An 18281-nucleotide genomic window follows, 5' to 3' on the forward strand; every position below is an offset into this window, starting at 1 on the left:
GAGCGACGGGGCGGTCGGAGGACTCGGCAGCGGGGTCGATCGGCCGGCCGGAGCCCGTGTCGGTGTCCGTCGCGCTCGGCGGGTTCCTGAGGGCCGCGGCGGGCGGCCGGGGTGCCGGTCGCGTCACCGACCGCCGCCACCGAGGGCGTCGCGGCCCGACGGTGTCATCGCGCGGCCCGCTCGACGAACCGCCGGGCGATGCCCGGCGCCGACGCCCAGTGCGTATGCAGATAGCTGGCATGGACGCCCTGTTGTACGAAGCCCTCCACACGCCGCTCCGGCAGATGCATGCCCCATGCGGGCGCGGAACCGGCACCCGGCTCCAGCACCGTCCGGTGGAACTCGTGCCCGCGCAGCCGTGTGCCGACCGCGGCCAGCGCACTGTCGGTGATCGCGACGGCCTCCCGGTAACCGAGCGTCAGCCGCTTCGACATCCGGCCCTCGGCGTCGAGCACCCCGCACATCGGCAGTCCGTCGAGCGAACGCGACAGATAGAGCAGCCCTGCACACTCGGCGGCGACGGGTGCCCCGGCAGCCGCGAGATCGGCAACGGCCTTGCGGAGCGGTTCGTTGGCGGACAGCTCGGGGGCGTACACCTCCGGGAACCCGCCGCCGATCACGAGACCCCGGGTGCCCTCGGGCAGAGCCACGTCCCGCAGCGGATCGAACGTCACGACCTCCGCCCCGGCGGCGGCGAGGAGCTCGCCGTGCTCCGCGTAGGAGAAGGTGAACGCGGGCCCGCCGGCCACGGCAACGACCGGCCGGCCACGACCGGACCCGTCCGGGCCACCACCCTCCGGCCCGTCCGGCGTCCGAGCACCGGAGCCTAGGTTCCGGGCGGGGCCGGGCAGAGGAACAGCCGCGTCGCAGCCGCCCCCGCCCCCCACCGCACCCCGTACGGCCGCCACCGGATCCCACGCCCCGGAGCCAGCGGGCGACCGGGGTGCGGACCGCGCCAGCGCCATCAACGCATCCAGATCACACCCGTCGCTCACCTGCGCGCCCATCGCCGCGACCGCGGCCACCGCGTCGCCCCGCCGCTCGGCCACCGGCACCAGTCCCAGATGCCGCGAGGGCGTGGCCACCTGCTCGGCCCGCCGCAGCACCCCCATCACCGGCACACCGGACTCGCCCAGCGCATCCCGGAGCAGCATCTCGTGCCGGTCCGTGCCGACCTTGTTGAGGATCACCCCGCTGATCCGTACCTCCGGATCCCACGAGGCGAAGCCGTGCACCAGCGCGGCGACCGACCGCGACTGCGACGACGCGTCCACGACCAGCACCACCGGCGCCTGCAGCAACTTCGCGACATGGGCGGTCGACGCCAACTCGCCCTTCCCGGAGGCCCCGTCGTACAGTCCCATCACTCCCTCGACGATCGCCAGGTCGCACCCGCGCGCCCCGTGCGCGAACAACGGAGCGACCAGCTCCGGCCCGCACATGTACGCGTCGAGGTTGCGCCCCGCCCGCCCGGTGGCCAGCGAGTGATAGCCGGGGTCGATGTAGTCGGGTCCGACCTTGTGCGGCGACACGGCGAGACCGCGCCGGGTGAACGCCGCCATCAGACCGGTCGCCACGGTGGTCTTGCCGCTGCCGGAGGCCGGCGCGGCAATCACCAGTCGCGGAATCGTCACCACTCGATGCCCCTCTGGCCCTTCTGACCGGCGTCCATCGGGTGCTTCACCTTCGACATGTCGGTCACCAGATCGGCGGCCTCGACGAGCTTCTCCGGGGCATTGCGCCCGGTGATCACCACATGCTGCGTGCCGGGACGGTTGCGCATCACCTCGACCACCTCGTCGGTGTCGATCCAGCCCCAGTGCATCGGGTACGCGAACTCGTCCAGGACATAGAGCTTGTACGTCTCGGCAGCCAGGTCACGCTTGACCTGCTCCCAGCCCTCCCGGGCCTTCTCCTCGTTGTCCGCGTTGTCGCCGTGCAGGCCGCGCTGCACCCACGACCAGCCCTCGCCCATCTTGTGCCAGGCGACCGTGCCGCCCTCACCGCTCGCGCCGAGCACCTTGAGCGCGTTCTCCTCGCCGACCTTCCACTTCGCCGACTTGACGAACTGGAACACCCCGATCGGCCAGCCCTGGTTCCAGGCGCGCAGCGCGAGTCCGAACGCGGCCGTCGACTTGCCCTTGCCGATACCGGTGTGGACGAAGAGCAGCGGGCGGTTGCGGCGCTGGCGAGTCGTCAGTCCGTCGTCCGGCACGGTGGTCGGCTGTCCCTGCGGCATCAAGCTGCCCTCCTGTTGGATCCGTTGATTCCCTGGGTTCCCTGGACGTCCCTGACGAGTCCGGCGATCGAGTCGGCCCGCAACTCGTCGAGCGTGACGGCGGTGCCGCCGAGATCGCGGGCCAACCGGCCGGCCAGCCCGAGCCGCACGACCCCCGACTCGCAGTCCACGACGACGGACGCCGTGCCCTCGGCCTCGTGCAGCCGCGCGGCCCGCGCGGCCAGCGCCACCGGGTCCGGGCCACCGGTCGCCCGCCCGTCCGTCACCACGACCAGCAGCGGCCGCCGCGACGGATCGCGCAGCCGCTCCACCCGCAGCACGTCGTGGGCCTTCAGCAGCCCGGCCGCGAGGGGGGTACGTCCACCGGTCGGCAGCGTCTCCAGGCGTGCGGCGGCCGTGTCCACGGACGACGTCGGCGGCAGCGCCACTTCGGCGCCCTTGCCCCGGAAGGTGATCAGACCGACCTTGTCCCGCCGCTGGTACGCGTCCAGCAGCAGCGACAGCACCGCGCCCTTCACGGCGCCCATGCGCTGCCGGGCGGCCATCGACCCGGATCCGTCCACGACGAAGAGCACCAGGTTCCCCTCGCGCCCCTCCCTGGTGGCCTGCCGCAGATCATCGCGCCGCACCACGAGGCCGCGCCCGATGCGTCCGCGCGCGTGCTGGTGCGGGGCGGCGGCCTGCACGGTCGCCGTCAGATGCAGCTTGGTCAGCAGCCCCTCGGGCCGCCGCGCACCGGTCGTGCGACCGTGTTCGGTACGCGCCCGGGACCGCCGCCCCGCCGCACCTTCGCCGATCCCCGGCACGCTGAGCATCTTCGTCCGGAACGGCTCGGCAGCCCGTACGGGCTGCTGCTCACCGCCCCCGGCCGGGCGGCCCTGCGAAGGGAGTCCGGGCGTGTCGCCGTCGCCCGCCTCGGGCTGCGGCGGCGTGTCGGGCCCGTCCCCCTGCGGCGGCTGCCCACCCCCACCCGGCCCGTCCGGATCGGGGTCGTCCCCGCCGCCGTCCCCTTCACCGCTGTTCTGCTCCAGCGTGTCGTCGAGCTTCTCCTCGTCGAGACCGGGCGCGTCGAACGGGTTGCGGCGGCGCCGGTGCGGGAGCGCGAGGAGCGCTGCCTGCCGGACGTCCTCGGCGAGCACGTCGGTACGCCCCGCCCACGCGGCCAGTGCGGTCGCGGTACGGGCCATCACGATGTCGGCGCGCATCCCGTCGACCTCGAAGGCCGCACAGGTGGCGGCGATCTGACGCAGGGCACCGTCCCCCAGCGCCACCTGAGGAAGCAGCGCCCGCGCGGCGACGATCCGCTCCCGCAACGCACCTTCCTCATCGGCCCACCGGGCGGCGAACCCGGCGGGATCGTCGTCGTACGCGAGCCGCCGCCGCACCACCTCGACGCGCTGGTCGGTCTCGCGCGACGCCGCGACCTCGACGGTCAGTCCGAACCGGTCGAGCAACTGCGGCCGCAGCTCGCCCTCTTCGGGGTTCATCGTCCCGACGAGCAGGAACCGCGCGGCATGCCGTACGGAGACGCCTTCGCGCTCCACGTACGAGGCGCCCATGGCCGCCGCATCCAGCAGCAGGTCCACCAGGTGGTCGTGGAGCAGGTTGACCTCGTCGACGTACAGGATTCCGCGATGTGCATCGGCGAGGAGCCCCGGCTCGAACGCCTTGACCCCTTCGGCGAGCGCCCGCTCGATGTCGAGCGCCCCGACGAGCCGGTCCTCGGACGCGCCCACCGGCAGCTCCACGGTCCGGGCCGCCCGCGACACGCCGCCGCCGGCCTCGTGAGGCCCGTCGGGACACGCGGGATCGGGCGACACGGGGTCGCACGAGAACCGGCACCCGGAGACGACATCGACCTCGGGCATGAGCGCGGCGAGCGCCCGCACGGCGGTGGACTTGGCGGTCCCCTTCTCCCCACGCACGAGCACACCACCGACAGCGGGCGATACGGCGTTCAGCAACAAACCGAGCCGCAGATCGTCCTGCCCGACGATGGCGGTAAAGGGATACGGGGTACTCACAAAGCCTCCTCGACGACGTCATCCATCCAAGAACCGGCGCCCCGTCCGGGCCCACCGTCCCGCGTGCCCGGGCGGCTGCTCAGCCCGGTCCGCGCCTGAGGCCCGGGGGCGGAGCCCCGGTCACGGGGAGCGGCGGATACGGGAGAAGAGCCCGCCGCAGGCGTCCCTCTCACGCCGACCCCCCAGCCACCCCGGCGCCACGCACCCCACGGGCCGCCGGCACCTCCGGGGCACCGGGGCCCACGAAGGGCAGTCCTTCCGGCACCCCCGCCTCGATCAGCCGCATCAGCGCCCCCGTGTCCGCATGCTCCTCGATCAGATCCCCCAGCCGGTCCAACTGTTCCTCCCGCAGCGCCCCGAAACTCGTGTCCGGCGCCGGCACGAACCGCCGCCCGGCAGCCTCCGCGACCTGCACCAGGAACCGTCGCCGGAAGCCATCGCTCTCCAGCGAGCCGTGCCAGTGCGTCCCCCACACCGCACCTACCCGGCACCCGTCCAGGAACGGCTCGCCGCCCCGCACATCGGCGACCCCGTGATGGATCTCGTACCCCTCCACCGGCTCCCCGAGCGCCGAACCGACCGGCCGGGCCAGGGTCTTCTCCCGGTCGAACCGGATCCGTACCGGAAGCAGCCCGAGCCCGTCGACCTGCCCGGCCCGCGACTCCACCTCGTCCTCGATGCGCTCACCGAGCACCTGGAACCCACCGCAGATACCGAGCACCGGACGCCCCTGCGCAGCCCGGCGCAGCAGCGCGTCGGCCAGCCCCCGTTCGCGCAGCCAGGCCAGCGCCTTCACCGTGCCGCGCGTGCCGGGCACGATCACCAGGTCCGCGTCGGCCAGCTCCTCCGCCCGGTCCACGAACCGCACCACCACACCCGGTTCGGCGGCCAGCGCGTCCACATCGGTGAAGTTCGACATCAGCGGCACCGCGCACACCGCGACCCGCAGCACGTCCTCGCCGTGCGGCGGCGCGACGACCGACTCGCGTACGGCTCCGCGCAGCGAGACCCGCAGTCCGTCCTCCTCGTCGATGCCCAGGCCATGGGCGAACGGCAGCACCCCGTACGTCGGCCGCCCGGTCAGGCCGTGCAGCATGTCGAGCCCCGGCTCCAGCAGCGAGACGTCGCCGCGGAACTTGTTGACCAGATAGCCAGCGATCAGCGCCTGGTCCTCGGCGCTGAGCAGCGCCGTCGTACCGAAGAAGGAGGCGAAGACACCGCCGCGGTCGATGTCGCCGACGACGACCACCGGGAACCGCGCGGCCCGCGCGATCCCCATGTTCACGATGTCGGTGCGGCGCAGATTGATCTCGGCCGGGCTGCCCGCGCCCTCGCAGATCACCGCGTCGTACGTGCTCCGAAGCTGCTCCAGACAGTCCACGACCGTGGAGAGCAGCGACTCCTGCCGCCCCCCGTGGTAGCCGCGTGCGCTCATCTCGCCCACCGGCCTGCCCATCAGGACGACCTGGCTGGAGCGGTCGCTGCCGGGCTTGAGCAGCACCGGGTTCATCAGCGCGGTCGGCTCCACCCGGGCCGCCTGGGCCTGCATCGCCTGCGCACGCCCGATCTCCGCGCCCTCGCGCGTGACGAACGAGTTCAGCGACATGTTCTGCGCCTTGAACGGCGCGACCTTCACCCCCTGGCGCACCAGCCAGCGGCAGATGCCTGCCGTGACGACGCTCTTGCCCGCGTCCGACGTGGTTCCGGCGACCAGCAGTCCGCCGCTCATTCTCCGCTCCGTCCCGCGGCGGGGCGCCGCCCCGTGGACGACCGCCGTCCCGCGATCAGCCGGCCCGCCGCGCACACGCCGAGGGCCAGCACCCCCACCCGGCGCGACAACCGCACCGCGCGCTCGATGTCCTCGGTCCGCACCGCACGGCCGGCCGCGCCGTTCAGCACCGGCCGGTGCTCGACACGGCCGCCGTACGCGAGGGTCCCGCCGAGCCGTACGCCGAGCGCGCCCGCGAACGAGGCCTCCACCGGCCCGGCGTTGGGGCTCGGGTGCTTGCCGGCGTCGGCCCGCCAGGCCCGTACCGCCCGACGCGGATGCCCCCCGGCGGCCACGGCGAGCGCGGCCGTGAGCCGGGCGCCGGGCCAGCCCACGACGTCGTCCAGCCGGGCCGAGGCCCAGCCGTAGCGCAGATGGCGGGGTGATCTGTGCCCGACCATGGCGTCGAGGGTGTTGACGGCCCGGAAGGCGACGAGTCCGGGCACGCCGCCCAGCGCGCCCCACACCAGCGCGCCGACCACCGCGTCGGAGGTGTTCTCGGCGACGGACTCCACCACGGCGCGGGCGATCTGCGGCCCGTCGAGGGAGTGCGGGTCGCGGCCGCACAGATGGGGGAGCCGCTCACGGGCCAGTGCGATGTCACCCGCCGCCAGCGCGCCGCCGATGGCGCGGGCCTCCCGACCCAGCGACGTGCCGCCGACGACCGACCAGGTGGCTGCCGCGGTGAGGGCGACGGATGCGGCGGGACGACCGCGCACGGCACGGGCGGCCAGCGCGGCTCCGGCCGCGGCGCCCCCGGCGCAGACCAGGGTGTGCAGTGCGCCCCACCCGCGGTGGTCGCGCCACAGGCGGCGCTCGACGGCCGCGGCGGCCCGTCCGAACGCGGCGACCGGATGCCGTCGGCGGGGATCACCGAGGAGCTGATCGCCGATCAGACCGGCCGTGGCGCCGTACGCGAAGATGCGGTCGGCTCGCACCGCTCAGCCGGCCGTTGCGCCTCGAAGGACCTTCGTACAGCCGGCTCCCGGTGGGAGCGACACAGAAACGGACGACGACGCACGGCAGCCGGGCATGGCGATATGTCCTCACTCAGGGTCCGCGCCCTGGTTCGACGTGACCGGCGGCGAGAGTCTCCTGGCTCCCGGATCCGCAGTTCCCCCGGCCTTCCAGCCCGCCTGCGCGAGCCGTGACTTCCGGTGTGGGGGACTGCTCCCCGGTGACAGTGGCGGGACCGCGCCGGATTCGCACCGGCTTCCTCTGCTGTCGCCGTAAATGGCTCCGGCAGTCCACCACGCTCCGCGAATGTCCGTCAACCTGGCCTTGACCTGCGGCGGCGCAGTGTGCGCAGACGCACATCGGGCCGGACACACGCGAGGTGTGTCCGGCCCGATGGGACCCCGATGACGGAGTGCGGTCGGTCGCTCAGGCGACGATCAGATAGATCCCGTACGCGACCGCGGCCGCGCAGAGCCCGAAGCAGAGGTAGGCGCCGGTGCGGGCGAGTACCAGGGAGCCCGAGCCGGAGCCGCCCTGCGCGGCCGGTTCCGGCTGCTTGGAGAGGCCGACGATGCCCAGGGTGAAGAGGCCCACCAGCGCCACGGTGACGACGAGTGAGACGCCGAAGACGGAGCCGAGAGCTGCCCAGTCGATGTTCATGGTGATCTGTCCTTACACCGTGGCGGGCCGCGCCGGATCGGCGACGGTTCCGGCCGGGGCCGGGATGGTGGACTTGAGGTCCGTGGCTGCGGTCGCGTCCGCCGTGGTGGCCGGAGCCGCGGCCCCGGTGGGCGGCGGGGTGACGGCCGCGATGGCGGTGGTGATGACACCAGCCGGCTCGGCGGCGGGAGCGACATCGCCGTGACCGACCGGCTTGCGGCGGGACAGCAGCCAGATGGCGGCGGACCCGCCGATCAGCAGCATGGCGACGACGACGACACCCCAGGTGCCCTGCTTGGTGAGGAACTCCGCACCCGCACCGACCAGACCGGCGGCCGGCAGGGTCAGGCCCCAGGCCACGAACATCCGGGTCGCGGTGGACCAGCGGACCACACCGCCCCGACGGCCCAGGCCCGCACCCATCACGGCCCCGGAGCAGGACTGGGTGGTGGAGAGGGAGAAGCCGAGGTGCGAGGAGGCCAGGATGACCGTGGCCGCGCTGGTCTGGGCGGCGAAGCCCTGCGGCGGCTTGAGTTCGGTGAGGCCACTGCCCATGGTGCGGATGATGCGCCAGCCGCCGAGGTAGGTGCCGAGCGCGATGGCCATACCCGCGGAGACGATGACCCAGACCGGCGGGTTGGAGCCGGGGGAGAGAACGCCGCCGGTGACCAGGGCCAGGGTGATGATGCCCATGGTCTTCTGCGCGTCGTTCGTGCCGTGGGCGAGCGAGACCAGTCCGGCCGAGGCGATCTGGCCGGCGCGGTAGCCCTTCGCGGTGGCCTTCTCCTGGGCGTCGTTACGGACCTTCCCGCCGATCCGGTACGTCAGCCTGGTCGCCAGTAGTGCAGCGAGACCGGCCACGACCGGGGCTGCGACCGCGGGGAGCAGCACCTTGGTGACGACGGTGCCGCCGTCGACCGAGGACCACCCCGCCGACATCACCGCGGCGCCGATGAGACCGCCGAAGAGGGCGTGGGAGGAACTGGACGGCAGGCCGACCAGCCAGGTCAGCAGATTCCACAGAATGGCGCCGACGAGGGCCGCGAAGATGACTTCTGTCCGCAGCCCGTTCTCGTTGATGATCCCGCCGGAGATCGTTTTGGCGACCTCGACCGACAGGAACGCGCCGACCAGGTTGAGAGCGGCGGACATGGCCACCGCTGTCTTGGGTTTGAGAGCGCCGGTCGAGATGGTGGTCGCCATCGCGTTGGCGGTGTCATGGAAACCGTTCGTGAAATCGAACACTAGAGCTGTCACGATCACAATCGCGAGGAGCAGCGTGATGTGTTCCATTTACCCAGGCAATCGTTCGACGTCATTGGCTCGTGGACCGTAGGCAACCTGGGTGAACGGAAGATGAACTGGACGGGGCTCTGTGGTGACTCAAAACGGAGTGGTGTTGATCGTTTCGTCCGCCGCGCGGCAGCCGGGGGCCACCGCAGGGCGTGCGGTGGCCGGAATTCGCCGCCACACGCCGTCCGGTGGACCGCCGGTTCCGAGGGTGAATCCGCCGGAAAATCCGACAAAGAGATGTCGGTCACCCGTCGGTCTGCGGCCGCTCCCGCCCCGCTGACAGGATTGCCTCATGAGCGATCGGGATGAGGACGCAAGCCGCGCAACAGCCGCGCAGGACACACAGGATGCACACGCCGCACATGACGCACAGGACGCCGTCGAGCAGGCCTGGCACGGCGTCGTCGTCACCGCCCGCAGGACCGCGGCGGAGGGTCTGGTCGTCGGGACCTCGGGCAATGTGTCGGCACGGGTCGGCGACCTCGTCCTGGTCACGCCGAGCGGTGTGCCCTACGACCGGCTCGGCCCCGGCGACACCGTCGCCGTCGACCTGGAGGGCCGCCAGGTCCTCGGCGCACTGGCCCCGACCAGCGAACTCCCGCTCCATCTGGCGGTCTACCGCAACAGCGACGCGGCCGCCGTCGTGCACACCCACGCCGTACACGCCACGGCGGTCTCCACCCTCGTCCCCGAGGTCCCGCTCGTGCACTACGCCGCCGCCATGCTCGGTGGCCCCGTCCGCACCGCGGCGTACGCGCGGTACGGAACGCAGGAGCTGGCCGACAACATGCTGGGCGCCCTGCGCGAGCGCACCGGCTGTCTGCTCCGGAACCATGGGACCGTCACCTACGGATCCACCCTCGACGAGGCCTACGACCGCACCGCCCAGCTCGAATGGATGTGCAGGCTCTGGCTCACCGCCGTCTCCGTCCCCGGCCACTCCCCGTCCCTGCTCACCCGGGCCCAGCTGGACGAGGTGCAGGACGCCCTGAAGGGATACGGACAGCCCGGCTGACCGGGAGGGTCGCGCCCCGCCCTGCCACCGGACGGCCCCCGCCCACTGGCAGGGTGCGGCACACCCCCCGACACTGAAGCCGTGCGCCCGGCTACAGCGACGGCAGCAGCCGTCATCACCGTCCTCGGCGTCGGCGCGGCAGTGGTCGCGGCCGGCCGGTACGCCAGCGACGCCGCCCTCCGGGTGCCGTCCGGCCGTCCCCTCCCCGCCGACCGCAAGCTCACCGTGCACGCCACGGCGGCCGGACAGGTCACGCTCACCCGCTCCTTCGCCGCGCTCCGGCCCGGTACGTACGGGCTGACGGGAGACGGCGTCCACGCCGTCGTCGGCCCGGTGGTCGAACAGGCGCCGCACGCCGCCGACGCCGTCGTGCGCCGACTGGAACGCGTCAGCAGCGGCAGCCTGGAACCCGGCACCCAGGTCCGGATCACCCCCGCGCTGTACAGCGGCGACCCGGGCACCGCCCTCGGCCTCGACCACCAGGACGTCGAGATCCCCGGCGAACTCGGCTCCCTGCCCGCCTGGTTCCTGCCCGGCCCCCGGGACACCTGGGTCATCACCGTGCACGGCCTCGGCACGACCCGCGAACACCCCATGAATGTCATGGAATGCCTGCACGGGCTCCGGCTCCCGGTGCTCGACCCGGCCTACCGCGGGGACCCCGGAGCCCCACGTTCCCCGGACGGCCTCGCCCACCTCGGCGAGTCCGAATGGCGAGACCTGGACGCGGCGATCCGTTTCGCCGTGCGGTACGGCGCCGAGAAGGTCGTCCTGCACGGCTGGTCCACCGGCGCCTCGATGGCGCTGCACGCGGCCGTCAACTCCGCGCTCCGCGAGCGGATCTGCGGCCTCGTCCTGGACTCCCCGGTGCTCGACTGGGCCACCACCCTGCGCGCCCTGGCCGCCGCCCGCGGCGTCCCGTCGGCACTGATGCCGCTCGCCGTCCGCGCCGCCCAGGGCCAGACCGGACTGCACGGAGCCAGGCTCCTCGACACCTCCCTCCCGCAGGCTCTGCACGTCCCGACGCTGATCTTCCACGGACCCGACGACACCCTGGCCCCCTGGCAGCCTTCCCGCGATCTTGCCGCTCGCCGCCCCGACCTGGTCGCCCTGCACCCCGTACCGCAGGCTCCGCATGCGGCAATGTGGAATGCCGGCCCGGCCCGCTACGAAGAGGCCATGCGGCGCTTCCTCACGCCCCTGATGTGACCTGATGCGATGGGATCAACCGGTTGGTCCCGCCCGGTCCGCCGCCCGTTCCCTCGCGAATTCGGGTTCCGTTTGGGCTTTCGGGCCGTCAGAGGCAAGACTGCTCCCGTGACGTCCCGTACCCCGCGCGACTCCAGGCTGCGACTTGTCCGCCCGCGACCCCTTGCCACCGCCCACAAGGTCGTGACCACCCGGCGCACCAGGCCGGCCCCCCGCCCGCCCGAGGGCACCCCGCCCCGTGCGGAGCTGGCCCGTCAGGCCAGGGCCGCGCTGGCCGATGCCGTGCGGATCGCCCGCTGGGCCGCCGACGGCGCGAGCCCCGGCACGGCCCTGCTCGCCGCCCACGCTCTCGAACGGGCCGCGGCCGCACTGGAATTGTCCCCGGCACAGGTGCGCTCAGGCTGGGACCGGGCTCGCCTGGCCGGCCTTGTGGAGCTGCACGGCGAGACCGCACGCCCGGGCTGGCGGCTGCGCGCCTGGGACCGCGACGACTCCGCCGTGCTCCGCGGCTGGGTGGCACTCTTCGACGCCTGGTCGCTCGTCCACCCGGCGCCCGAGGACATCGAGGCCACCGCGGTCGCCGAAGCCGTCGAGGCCGTGCCCCAGGTGCTCTCCCTCCTCCAGCTCTCGGCGGGCCCGGTGACCGTGCCCGCCCTCCTCGATCTTCTCGGCCAGCGCGTCGCGGAACTCCACGAGGAGCGCTGCGAGGTGCCGTACGGGCCGCAGGCGCTGCCCGAACCGGCCGAACCCGCCCCCACCGCACACCCCGCCGCCCTGGTGGCGCGCCTCCTCGACTGGGCCCTGGAGGGGCTGGCAGCCGTCGGCGCGCTCACGCTCGGCGTCGGCCACGCCACCCTCACCCCGCTCGGCAACTGGGCGGTCTGGGTCAAGCTGGAACAGATCTGCGTCGCCGCCCAGAGCCCGGCCGGGAACATCGAGCAGTCCGCCGCCGACATGCTGCTCGGCTGCGCCCGGCTCACCCCGGGGCCGGCCCGCGCCGAGTACCGGGCCTGGCTCGCCGCCCGCCCCGTCGGGAGCGCCGTCGCCGAACTGCTCGCCGTCGCCCGCGGTGAGGACGCACTGCTGCGCGGACTCGCCTTCGAAGCGCTCCGGGTCGTCGGCGCCCCCGCCGAGCCCGTCGTGCGCTCCGTCGTCACCGATGCGTCGCTGCGCCCCTACGCACTGATCTGGCTGGCCGAGTACGACGGAGCCGACCCCGAGGACGCCCAGGAGGTCCTCAGCCGCGAGGAATCCACCTGGCTCTGGGTCGACACGGCGGCGGCCGTAGCCGACCACGGCGAGACCGCGCTGCTGGTCCGCCATCTCGACTCGGCCGTCCAGGGCACCGTCCCGGCCCTGCTCGAAGAGGTACGGGCCGTCGGCCACCCGCGTACGGTCCAGGTGCTGGTGGCGCTGGCCGCCGCCCACCCGGATCCGGCCCTGGCGAAGGCCGTCCGCCGGGCGGCGTTCCAGGTGCACACCGGCGGCGCCTGACCGACCCGCGGCAGGCCGTCCGGCGACACGGGCGCGTCCGCGCCTGTCCTCGGCCCCGGGCCGGACCGAGGAGACAGGTGCTCAGTCCGCGGACCCCGGGGCGTACGTCCCGAAGCTCCACACATTGCCCTCCGCGTCCCGCGCCATGTAGTCGCGCGAGCCGTAGTCCTGGTCCGTGGGCGGCATCAGGATCTCCACACCGTGCTCCACGGCCCGGGCATGGTGCGCGTCGACCTCGTCCACCACGACGTACACACCGCTCGGCCCCGCGCCCGCCATCGCCTTGGCGAAGACCCCCTCGCGGCCCTTCGAGCCCAGCATCACCCTGCCGTTTCCCAAGGACAGCTCCGCGTGCAGCACCGTGCCGTTCCTACCCTCGTACACCGCCTCCTCGGTGAACCCGAGGCCCTCCGTGAGCGTCCTGATCGCGGCCTTCGCATCGTCGTACAGAATCGTCGGATAGATCGTCGGAACCCCGGCCGATGCGCCTGCCATGGCGCTCACCCCATTTCGCGCTCCGCTTGACCTTCTGCTGTGATGTGCGTCTCAGTCTTCCATCGGCCACTGACAACGGCCGGGACCGGCTCAGCGGAAGGTGTTGCAGTCGGCCATGTCGCCGCTGCGGAAGCCGGTGGTGAACCACTGCTGGCGCTGCGCGGCCGAGCCGTGGGTCCAGGACTCGGGGGTGACCCGGCCCTGGAACTTCTCCTGGATCCGGTCGTCCCCCACCGCCGCCGCCGCGTCGAGACCGTCCCGGATGTCCGCCGGCGTCAGAGAGGTGATCAGCGGCCTACCGGTCAACTCGTCGGGTGTGGTCGTCGCGTGGTGCGCCCAGACCCCGGCGTAGCAGTCGGCCTGCAGCTCCACCTTCACCGCGTTGCTGTTCGAGCCCGTCCGGCCGTCCTGCGACCGGCTCAGCGTCCCCATCTGGTCCTGCACGTGGTGGCCGTACTCGTGCGCGACGACGTACGCCTCGGCGAACGGGCCACCGCTCGATCCGAACTTCGTCCGCAGATCGTCGAAGAACCCCAGGTCCAGATAGACCTGCCGGTCGCCCGGACAGTAGAACGGCCCGACCGCCGAGGTCGCGGCGCCGCAGGCGGTGCCGATCCGGTCGGTGAACAGCACCGTCTTCGCGTCCGCGTACCGCGCGCCCCGCCGGGTGAACTCCCGGCGCCAGAAGTCCTGCACGCTGTTGACCACCGCGACGGTCCGGCAGTCGTCCCGGGTGTTCGCGTCCTGGCCGGTCCGGCAGCTCTGCTCGATCTGCGCCGCCGAGGACGCGGTCGCCGTGGTGCCCGAGTCGCCCGACGAAAGGCCCAGCTGGTCGGGGCCGACGCCGAAGAACAGCCCCAGGATCAGCGCGATGACACCGATGATGCCGCCGCCCACCGTCGCCCTGCCGCCCGGGATCCGGCTGCCGCGCACATCCCGGACCTCGGACGTGTCCAGATCGGCGTCGTCGTCGAACTGCATGGGACACCACTCTCCGCTCCGCCCGCGGCTGCCTCACCGCCCTTCGCCGAGTATCGGACAGTTCATCCATGGATGCCCCTTTTTGGTAACAGGGTGCAGTGGGCCGGCGGCACTGGGCGAGCGCCCGGCGGGTCCGCTGGGGCAGCGGCGTCAGCACGCGGAAAAGCAGTTGCACACCGCCAGTAGAATGAGCCCTATGGCAATTCTCCTTGTGCACTAGACGGCGTCGAGATAACTCCGCCCGTCGTCCCGCCCGCCGTCCATACCGCCCTGGAGTTTTACCCGTGATCACCGCTTCCGGCATCGAGCTGCGCGCCGGCGCCCGCATCCTCATCGAGTCCGCCTCCTTCCGTATCGCCAAGGGCGACCGCATCGGTCTCGTCGGCCGCAACGGGGCGGGCAAGACCACCCTCACCAAGTGCCTCGCAGGCGAAGGCGTACCCGCCGGCGGCGCCATCACCCGTTCCGGCGAGGTCGGCTACCTCCCGCAGGACCCGCGCACCGGCGACCTCGACGTCCTCGCCCGCGACCGGATCCTCTCCGCCCGAGGTCTCGACGAGATCCTGCGCAAGATGCGTGAGAACGAGGACCGGATGGCGAACGGCAAGGGCGCCACCCGCGAGAAGGCCATGAAGAAGTACGAGCGGCTGGAGACGGAGTTCCTCACCAAGGGCGGTTACGCCGCCGAGGCCGAGGCCGCCACCATCGCCGCCGCGCTCAGCCTGCCCGACCGGGTGCTCGGACAGCCGCTCCACACGCTCTCCGGCGGTCAGCGCCGCCGCGTCGAGCTGGCACGCATCCTCTTCTCGGACGCCGACACCCTGCTCCTCGACGAGCCGACCAACCACCTCGACGCCGACTCGATCGTCTGGCTGCGCGACTACCTGAAGAGCTACCGCGGCGGCTTCGTCGTGATCTCCCACGATGTCGACCTCGTCGAGACGGTCGTCAACAAGGTCTTCTACCTCGACGCCAACCGCTCGCAGATCGACGTCTACAACATGGGCTGGAAGCTCTACCAGCAGCAGCGCGAGGCCGACGAGAAGCGCCGCAAGCGCGAGCGTCAGAACGCCGAGAAGAAGGCCGCGGCCCTCAACTCGCAGGCCGACAAGATGCGCGCCAAGGCCACCAAGACCGTCGCCGCGCAGAACATGGCCAAGCGTGCCGAGCGGCTGCTCTCCGGCCTGGAGGCCGTCCGGGTCTCCGACAAGGTCGCCAAGCTGCGCTTCCCCGAGCCCTCGCCGTGCGGCAAGACCCCCCTGATGGCGGAGGGGCTGTCCAAGTCCTACGGCTCGCTCGAAATCTTCACCGACGTGGATCTCGCCATCGACAAGGGCTCCCGCGTCGTCATCCTCGGCCTCAACGGTGCGGGCAAGACCACCCTGCTCCGGCTCCTCGGCGGCGCCGAGAAGCCGGACACCGGCGAGGTCATCGAGGGCCACGGGCTCAAGCTCGGTTACTACGCGCAGGAGCACGAGACCCTGGACCCGGAGCGCTCCGTCCTGGAGAACATGCGCTCCGCCGCCCCGGACCTCGACCTCGTGGAGGTCCGCAAGACGCTGGGTTCGTTCCTCTTCTCCGGCGATGACGTCGACAAGCCGGCCGGGGTGCTGTCCGGCGGTGAGAAGACCCGTCTCGCGCTGGCGACCCTGGTGGTCTCCTCCGCGAATGTGCTGCTCCTCGACGAGCCGACGAACAACCTCGACCCGGCCAGCCGCGAGGAGATCCTCGGCGCGCTGCGCACCTACAAGGGCGCGGTCGTTCTCGTCACGCACGACGAGGGCGCGGTCGAGGCGCTCCAGCCCGAGCGGATCATCCTGCTGCCGGACGGCGTCGAGGACCTGTGGGGCGCGGACTACCGGGACCTGGTCGCGCTGGCCTGATCCACTTCGACTGGATCATTCGGCCCAGACGTGATCCATCATCTGTGTGAGGACCTCTCATACCTCGGCGCGGCGCCCGGCAGATACCTGCCGGGCGCACCCATGTGGGGCCGATGCCCCCCGTACGGCCCTGACCTGGCCGTTCATCTCGGACCCGCGGTCGCTCGCCCCCATCACCCTACGGAATGCTGGATTCCGGTTGTGATGGCGTATTCCCGGGGTGCCAAACCGGTTGTACGGACCTTGCCGAATGGGTGGCCAGGAAGCCCGCGAGGGGTGATCATGAGAGTCCAGAGCGCACTTCCCATGAGGAGGCACGGGTGGCCGAGACTCTGAAGAAGGGCAGCCGGGTTACCGGCGCCGCGCGCGACAAGCTCGCGGCAGACCTGAAGAAGAAGTACGACTCCGGTGCGAGCATCCGGGCGTTGGCCGAAGAGACCGGCCGCTCCTACGGATTCGTCCACCGGATGCTCAGCGAGTCCGGAGTCACGCTGCGAGGGCGTGGCGGAGCAACACGAGGCAAGAAGGCCGCCGCGGCCTGACGGCCGTCGGCGGATCGGGACACGTCGCTGGACTGACGCGTTCCGAGGGCTCACCGGTTTCGGCGGTGGCCACCCGGTAGATCGCGTGATCGACCGGGTGGTTACTGTTCAGTCACTTAGCTCGATCTGCTGACTGCACCCGATCCCGGAGGCGCCCCATGACCTCGCTCGACTCTGTGCTCGATCAGGACGGCGTACGACTCACCGTCGATGACGCGGTTGCCACGGTGTCCCTCACCAACCCGGCCAAGCGCAACGCTCAGTCCCCCGCTCTGTGGCGGGCGTTGACGGCGGCCGGAAGGGCACTGCCCGGCAGCGTGCGGGTCGTCGTGCTGCGCGGCGAGGGGAAATCCTTCTCCGCCGGCCTCGACCGGCAGGCGTTCACCCCTGAGGGGTTCGACGGTGAGCCGTCGTTCCTGGACCTGGCGCGCGGCTCGGAGTCCGACCTCGACGCGACCATCGCCGAGTACCAGGAGGCGTTCACCTGGTGGCGCCGCAACGACATCGTGTCGATCGCGGCCGTGCAGGGACATGCCATCGGTGCCGGCTTCCAGCTCGCCCTCGCGTGCGATCTGCGGATCGTCGCCGAGGACGTGCAGTTCGCCATGCGCGAGACCAGCCTGGGCCTGGTCCCGGACCTCACCGGCACGCACCCTTTGGTGAACCTGGTGGGGTATGCCCGTGCGCTCGAGATCTGCGCCACCGGCCGCTTCGTGCACGCGGAGGAGGCCGAGCGCACCGGTCTCGCCAACCTCGTCGTCCCCGCCGACCAGCTCGACGAGGCGGCCCGCGACCTGTCCGCGGCACTGCTGGCGGCCCCGCGCGACGCCGTGATCGAGACCAAGGCGCTGCTGAGCGGCGCCGTGTCGCGCACGTACGAGGACCAGCGCACCGCCGAACGCGCGGCGCAGGGCCGCCGGCTGCGTGACCTGGCGGGCGTCACCGACTGAGCGCACGGCACCGGCCGGGCGACGAGCCGCCCGGCCGCCCCTCTCAGTCCTCCTCCACCACCGCGGTGACCAGCACGGTGACCGGCGGGTGCCCGTGCACGGCTTCCGACACCGCCGTGCGCACCGCCAGTGCCACGTCGAGTGCCCGGTGATCCCCGGACGTCGCCAGTTCGACCCGCACATGATCCGGGGCCGTATGCACCGCGCTGCCCAGCACCCGGGTCAGTGCCGCGACGCCGGGGACCGCGGCGGCCGCGGTCCCCGCCACGCCCTCCGGCTCCGCTCCACGCACCGCGGACGACTCCGGTGCCGGCTGTTCGGGGGCCTTGTCCAGCAGCTCCGTCACGCGTAGGTCCACCTCGCCGACCACCAGGCCCAGCCGCTGCGCGGCGGCTGTCAGCAGCGCCGAGCGCAGTGCGGCAGCCGCGCCGGGCAGCGGCCGGTCGGCCGTTGCCGACATCGTCGCCTCGATCCGCAGCGGCCCGGGCGGCAGCGCGCTGGGCGGGGCCGGCAGCGCCGGGTCCGGGGCGGAGCCAGGATCCGCCACCGCGATCCGTACCTCGCCGAGGACCGGGCCGGGGCCGGCCGCGTACGCCGTCCGGCGCAGCACCGCGACGGCGGCTCGCTCCGAGATCCACGCGCCGTCCGCCGGACCGCCCAGAGGGAGCAACCGGCCCAGGCCGAGCCTCTGCCGCACCGCAGCTGTCCATCCGTCGGCCCTGTGCGGGCTGTCAGCCGTCGTCATTGCCCCAGCCTGCCGCATCCGCGGCG

The 18281-nt window shown here is 72.5% G+C and carries 16 protein-coding genes and 1 riboswitch; of the genes, 6 read left to right on the top strand and 10 right to left on the bottom strand.

Going from position 1 to position 18281, the window contains the following annotated elements; genetic code table 11:
• Positions 1–164: 164 nt before the first annotated feature.
• The 7 genes from OG963_RS33440 to OG963_RS33470 form a co-directional block, all read right to left on the bottom strand.
• Positions 165–1637: a cobyrinate a,c-diamide synthase gene (locus OG963_RS33440; RefSeq protein ID WP_093771935.1), complete on the bottom strand. Its 1473-nt coding sequence runs from the start codon at positions 1635–1637 to the stop codon at positions 165–167.
• The gene (gene cobO / locus OG963_RS33445; RefSeq protein WP_030920034.1) at positions 1631–2239 is read right to left on the bottom strand and encodes a cob(I)yrinic acid a,c-diamide adenosyltransferase; all 609 of its coding nucleotides are present in this window, start codon (positions 2237–2239) and stop codon (positions 1631–1633) included. The genes OG963_RS33440 and cobO overlap by 7 nt, the downstream gene beginning before the upstream one ends.
• Positions 2239–4263 (bottom strand): putative cobaltochelatase, encoded by a 2025-nt coding sequence (locus OG963_RS33450; RefSeq protein ID WP_371799769.1) that lies wholly within the window; start codon positions 4261–4263, stop codon positions 2239–2241. Before OG963_RS33450 ends, cobO begins: the two co-directional genes overlap by 1 nt.
• A 169-nt stretch (positions 4264–4432) precedes the next feature.
• Positions 4433–5992 (bottom strand): cobyric acid synthase, encoded by a 1560-nt coding sequence (locus OG963_RS33455; RefSeq protein WP_093771939.1) that lies wholly within the window; start codon positions 5990–5992, stop codon positions 4433–4435.
• The gene (locus tag OG963_RS33460; RefSeq protein WP_093771941.1) at positions 5989–6969 is read right to left on the bottom strand and encodes a cobalamin biosynthesis protein; all 981 of its coding nucleotides are present in this window, start codon (positions 6967–6969) and stop codon (positions 5989–5991) included. The genes OG963_RS33455 and OG963_RS33460 overlap by 4 nt, the downstream gene beginning before the upstream one ends.
• 150 nt (positions 6970–7119) lie before the next feature.
• A riboswitch (cobalamin riboswitch) is annotated at positions 7120–7251 on the bottom strand.
• A 163-nt stretch (positions 7252–7414) separates the two neighbouring features.
• Positions 7415–7648 (bottom strand): hypothetical protein, encoded by a 234-nt coding sequence (locus OG963_RS33465; RefSeq protein ID WP_030920048.1) that lies wholly within the window; start codon positions 7646–7648, stop codon positions 7415–7417.
• A gap of 12 nt (positions 7649–7660) precedes the next feature.
• Positions 7661–8941: an inorganic phosphate transporter gene (locus tag OG963_RS33470; protein WP_093771943.1), complete on the bottom strand. Its 1281-nt coding sequence runs from the start codon at positions 8939–8941 to the stop codon at positions 7661–7663.
• A gap of 292 nt (positions 8942–9233) precedes the next feature.
• Between OG963_RS33470 and OG963_RS33475 the strand changes: the two genes are divergently transcribed.
• The 3 genes from OG963_RS33475 (at position 9234) to OG963_RS33485 (ending at position 12659) form a co-directional block, all read left to right on the top strand.
• Positions 9234–9956, top strand: coding sequence for a class II aldolase/adducin family protein (locus OG963_RS33475; RefSeq protein ID WP_371799770.1), 723 nt, complete (start codon positions 9234–9236; stop codon positions 9954–9956).
• Between the two features lie 81 nt (positions 9957–10037).
• Complete coding sequence (locus OG963_RS33480) at positions 10038–11165, top strand: alpha/beta hydrolase (RefSeq protein WP_030920056.1); 1128 nt, start codon at positions 10038–10040, stop codon at positions 11163–11165.
• A gap of 183 nt (positions 11166–11348) precedes the next feature.
• Positions 11349–12659: a hypothetical protein gene (locus OG963_RS33485; RefSeq protein WP_030920059.1), complete on the top strand. Its 1311-nt coding sequence runs from the start codon at positions 11349–11351 to the stop codon at positions 12657–12659.
• Positions 12660–12740: 81 nt separating this feature from the next.
• On the opposite strand, the gene OG963_RS33490 is transcribed toward OG963_RS33485, so the two are convergent.
• Positions 12741–13154: a VOC family protein gene (locus tag OG963_RS33490; protein ID WP_030920062.1), complete on the bottom strand. Its 414-nt coding sequence runs from the start codon at positions 13152–13154 to the stop codon at positions 12741–12743.
• Positions 13155–13244: 90 nt separating this feature from the next.
• The gene (locus tag OG963_RS33495) at positions 13245–14135 is read right to left on the bottom strand and encodes a neutral zinc metallopeptidase (RefSeq protein ID WP_093771947.1); all 891 of its coding nucleotides are present in this window, start codon (positions 14133–14135) and stop codon (positions 13245–13247) included.
• A gap of 284 nt (positions 14136–14419) precedes the next feature.
• On the opposite strand from OG963_RS33495, the gene OG963_RS33500 reads away from it, so the two are divergent.
• The 3 genes from OG963_RS33500 to OG963_RS33510 all read left to right on the top strand — a co-directional run bounded on the left by OG963_RS33500 (position 14420) and on the right by OG963_RS33510 (position 17510).
• Positions 14420–16018: an ABC-F family ATP-binding cassette domain-containing protein gene (locus OG963_RS33500; protein WP_371799771.1), complete on the top strand. Its 1599-nt coding sequence runs from the start codon at positions 14420–14422 to the stop codon at positions 16016–16018.
• A 320-nt stretch (positions 16019–16338) separates the two neighbouring features.
• A complete protein-coding gene (locus OG963_RS33505) occupies positions 16339–16560 on the top strand; it encodes a helix-turn-helix domain-containing protein (RefSeq protein ID WP_007263382.1) in 222 nt (73 codons plus the stop codon).
• A 158-nt stretch (positions 16561–16718) separates the two neighbouring features.
• Positions 16719–17510: an enoyl-CoA hydratase/isomerase family protein gene (locus tag OG963_RS33510; RefSeq protein WP_093929690.1), complete on the top strand. Its 792-nt coding sequence runs from the start codon at positions 16719–16721 to the stop codon at positions 17508–17510.
• 43 nt (positions 17511–17553) lie between these two features.
• Here the strand turns inward: OG963_RS33510 and OG963_RS33515 are convergent, their stop codons facing one another.
• Positions 17554–18255 carry a hypothetical protein gene (locus tag OG963_RS33515; protein ID WP_093929691.1) on the bottom strand — a complete coding sequence of 234 codons (702 nt, stop codon included), beginning with the start codon at positions 18253–18255 and terminating at the stop codon, positions 17554–17556.
• Between the last annotated feature and the right edge of the window lie 26 nt (positions 18256–18281).

This window comes from Streptomyces sp. NBC_01707, assembly GCF_041438805.1.
Lineage (GTDB): Bacteria > Actinomycetota > Actinomycetes > Streptomycetales > Streptomycetaceae > Streptomyces.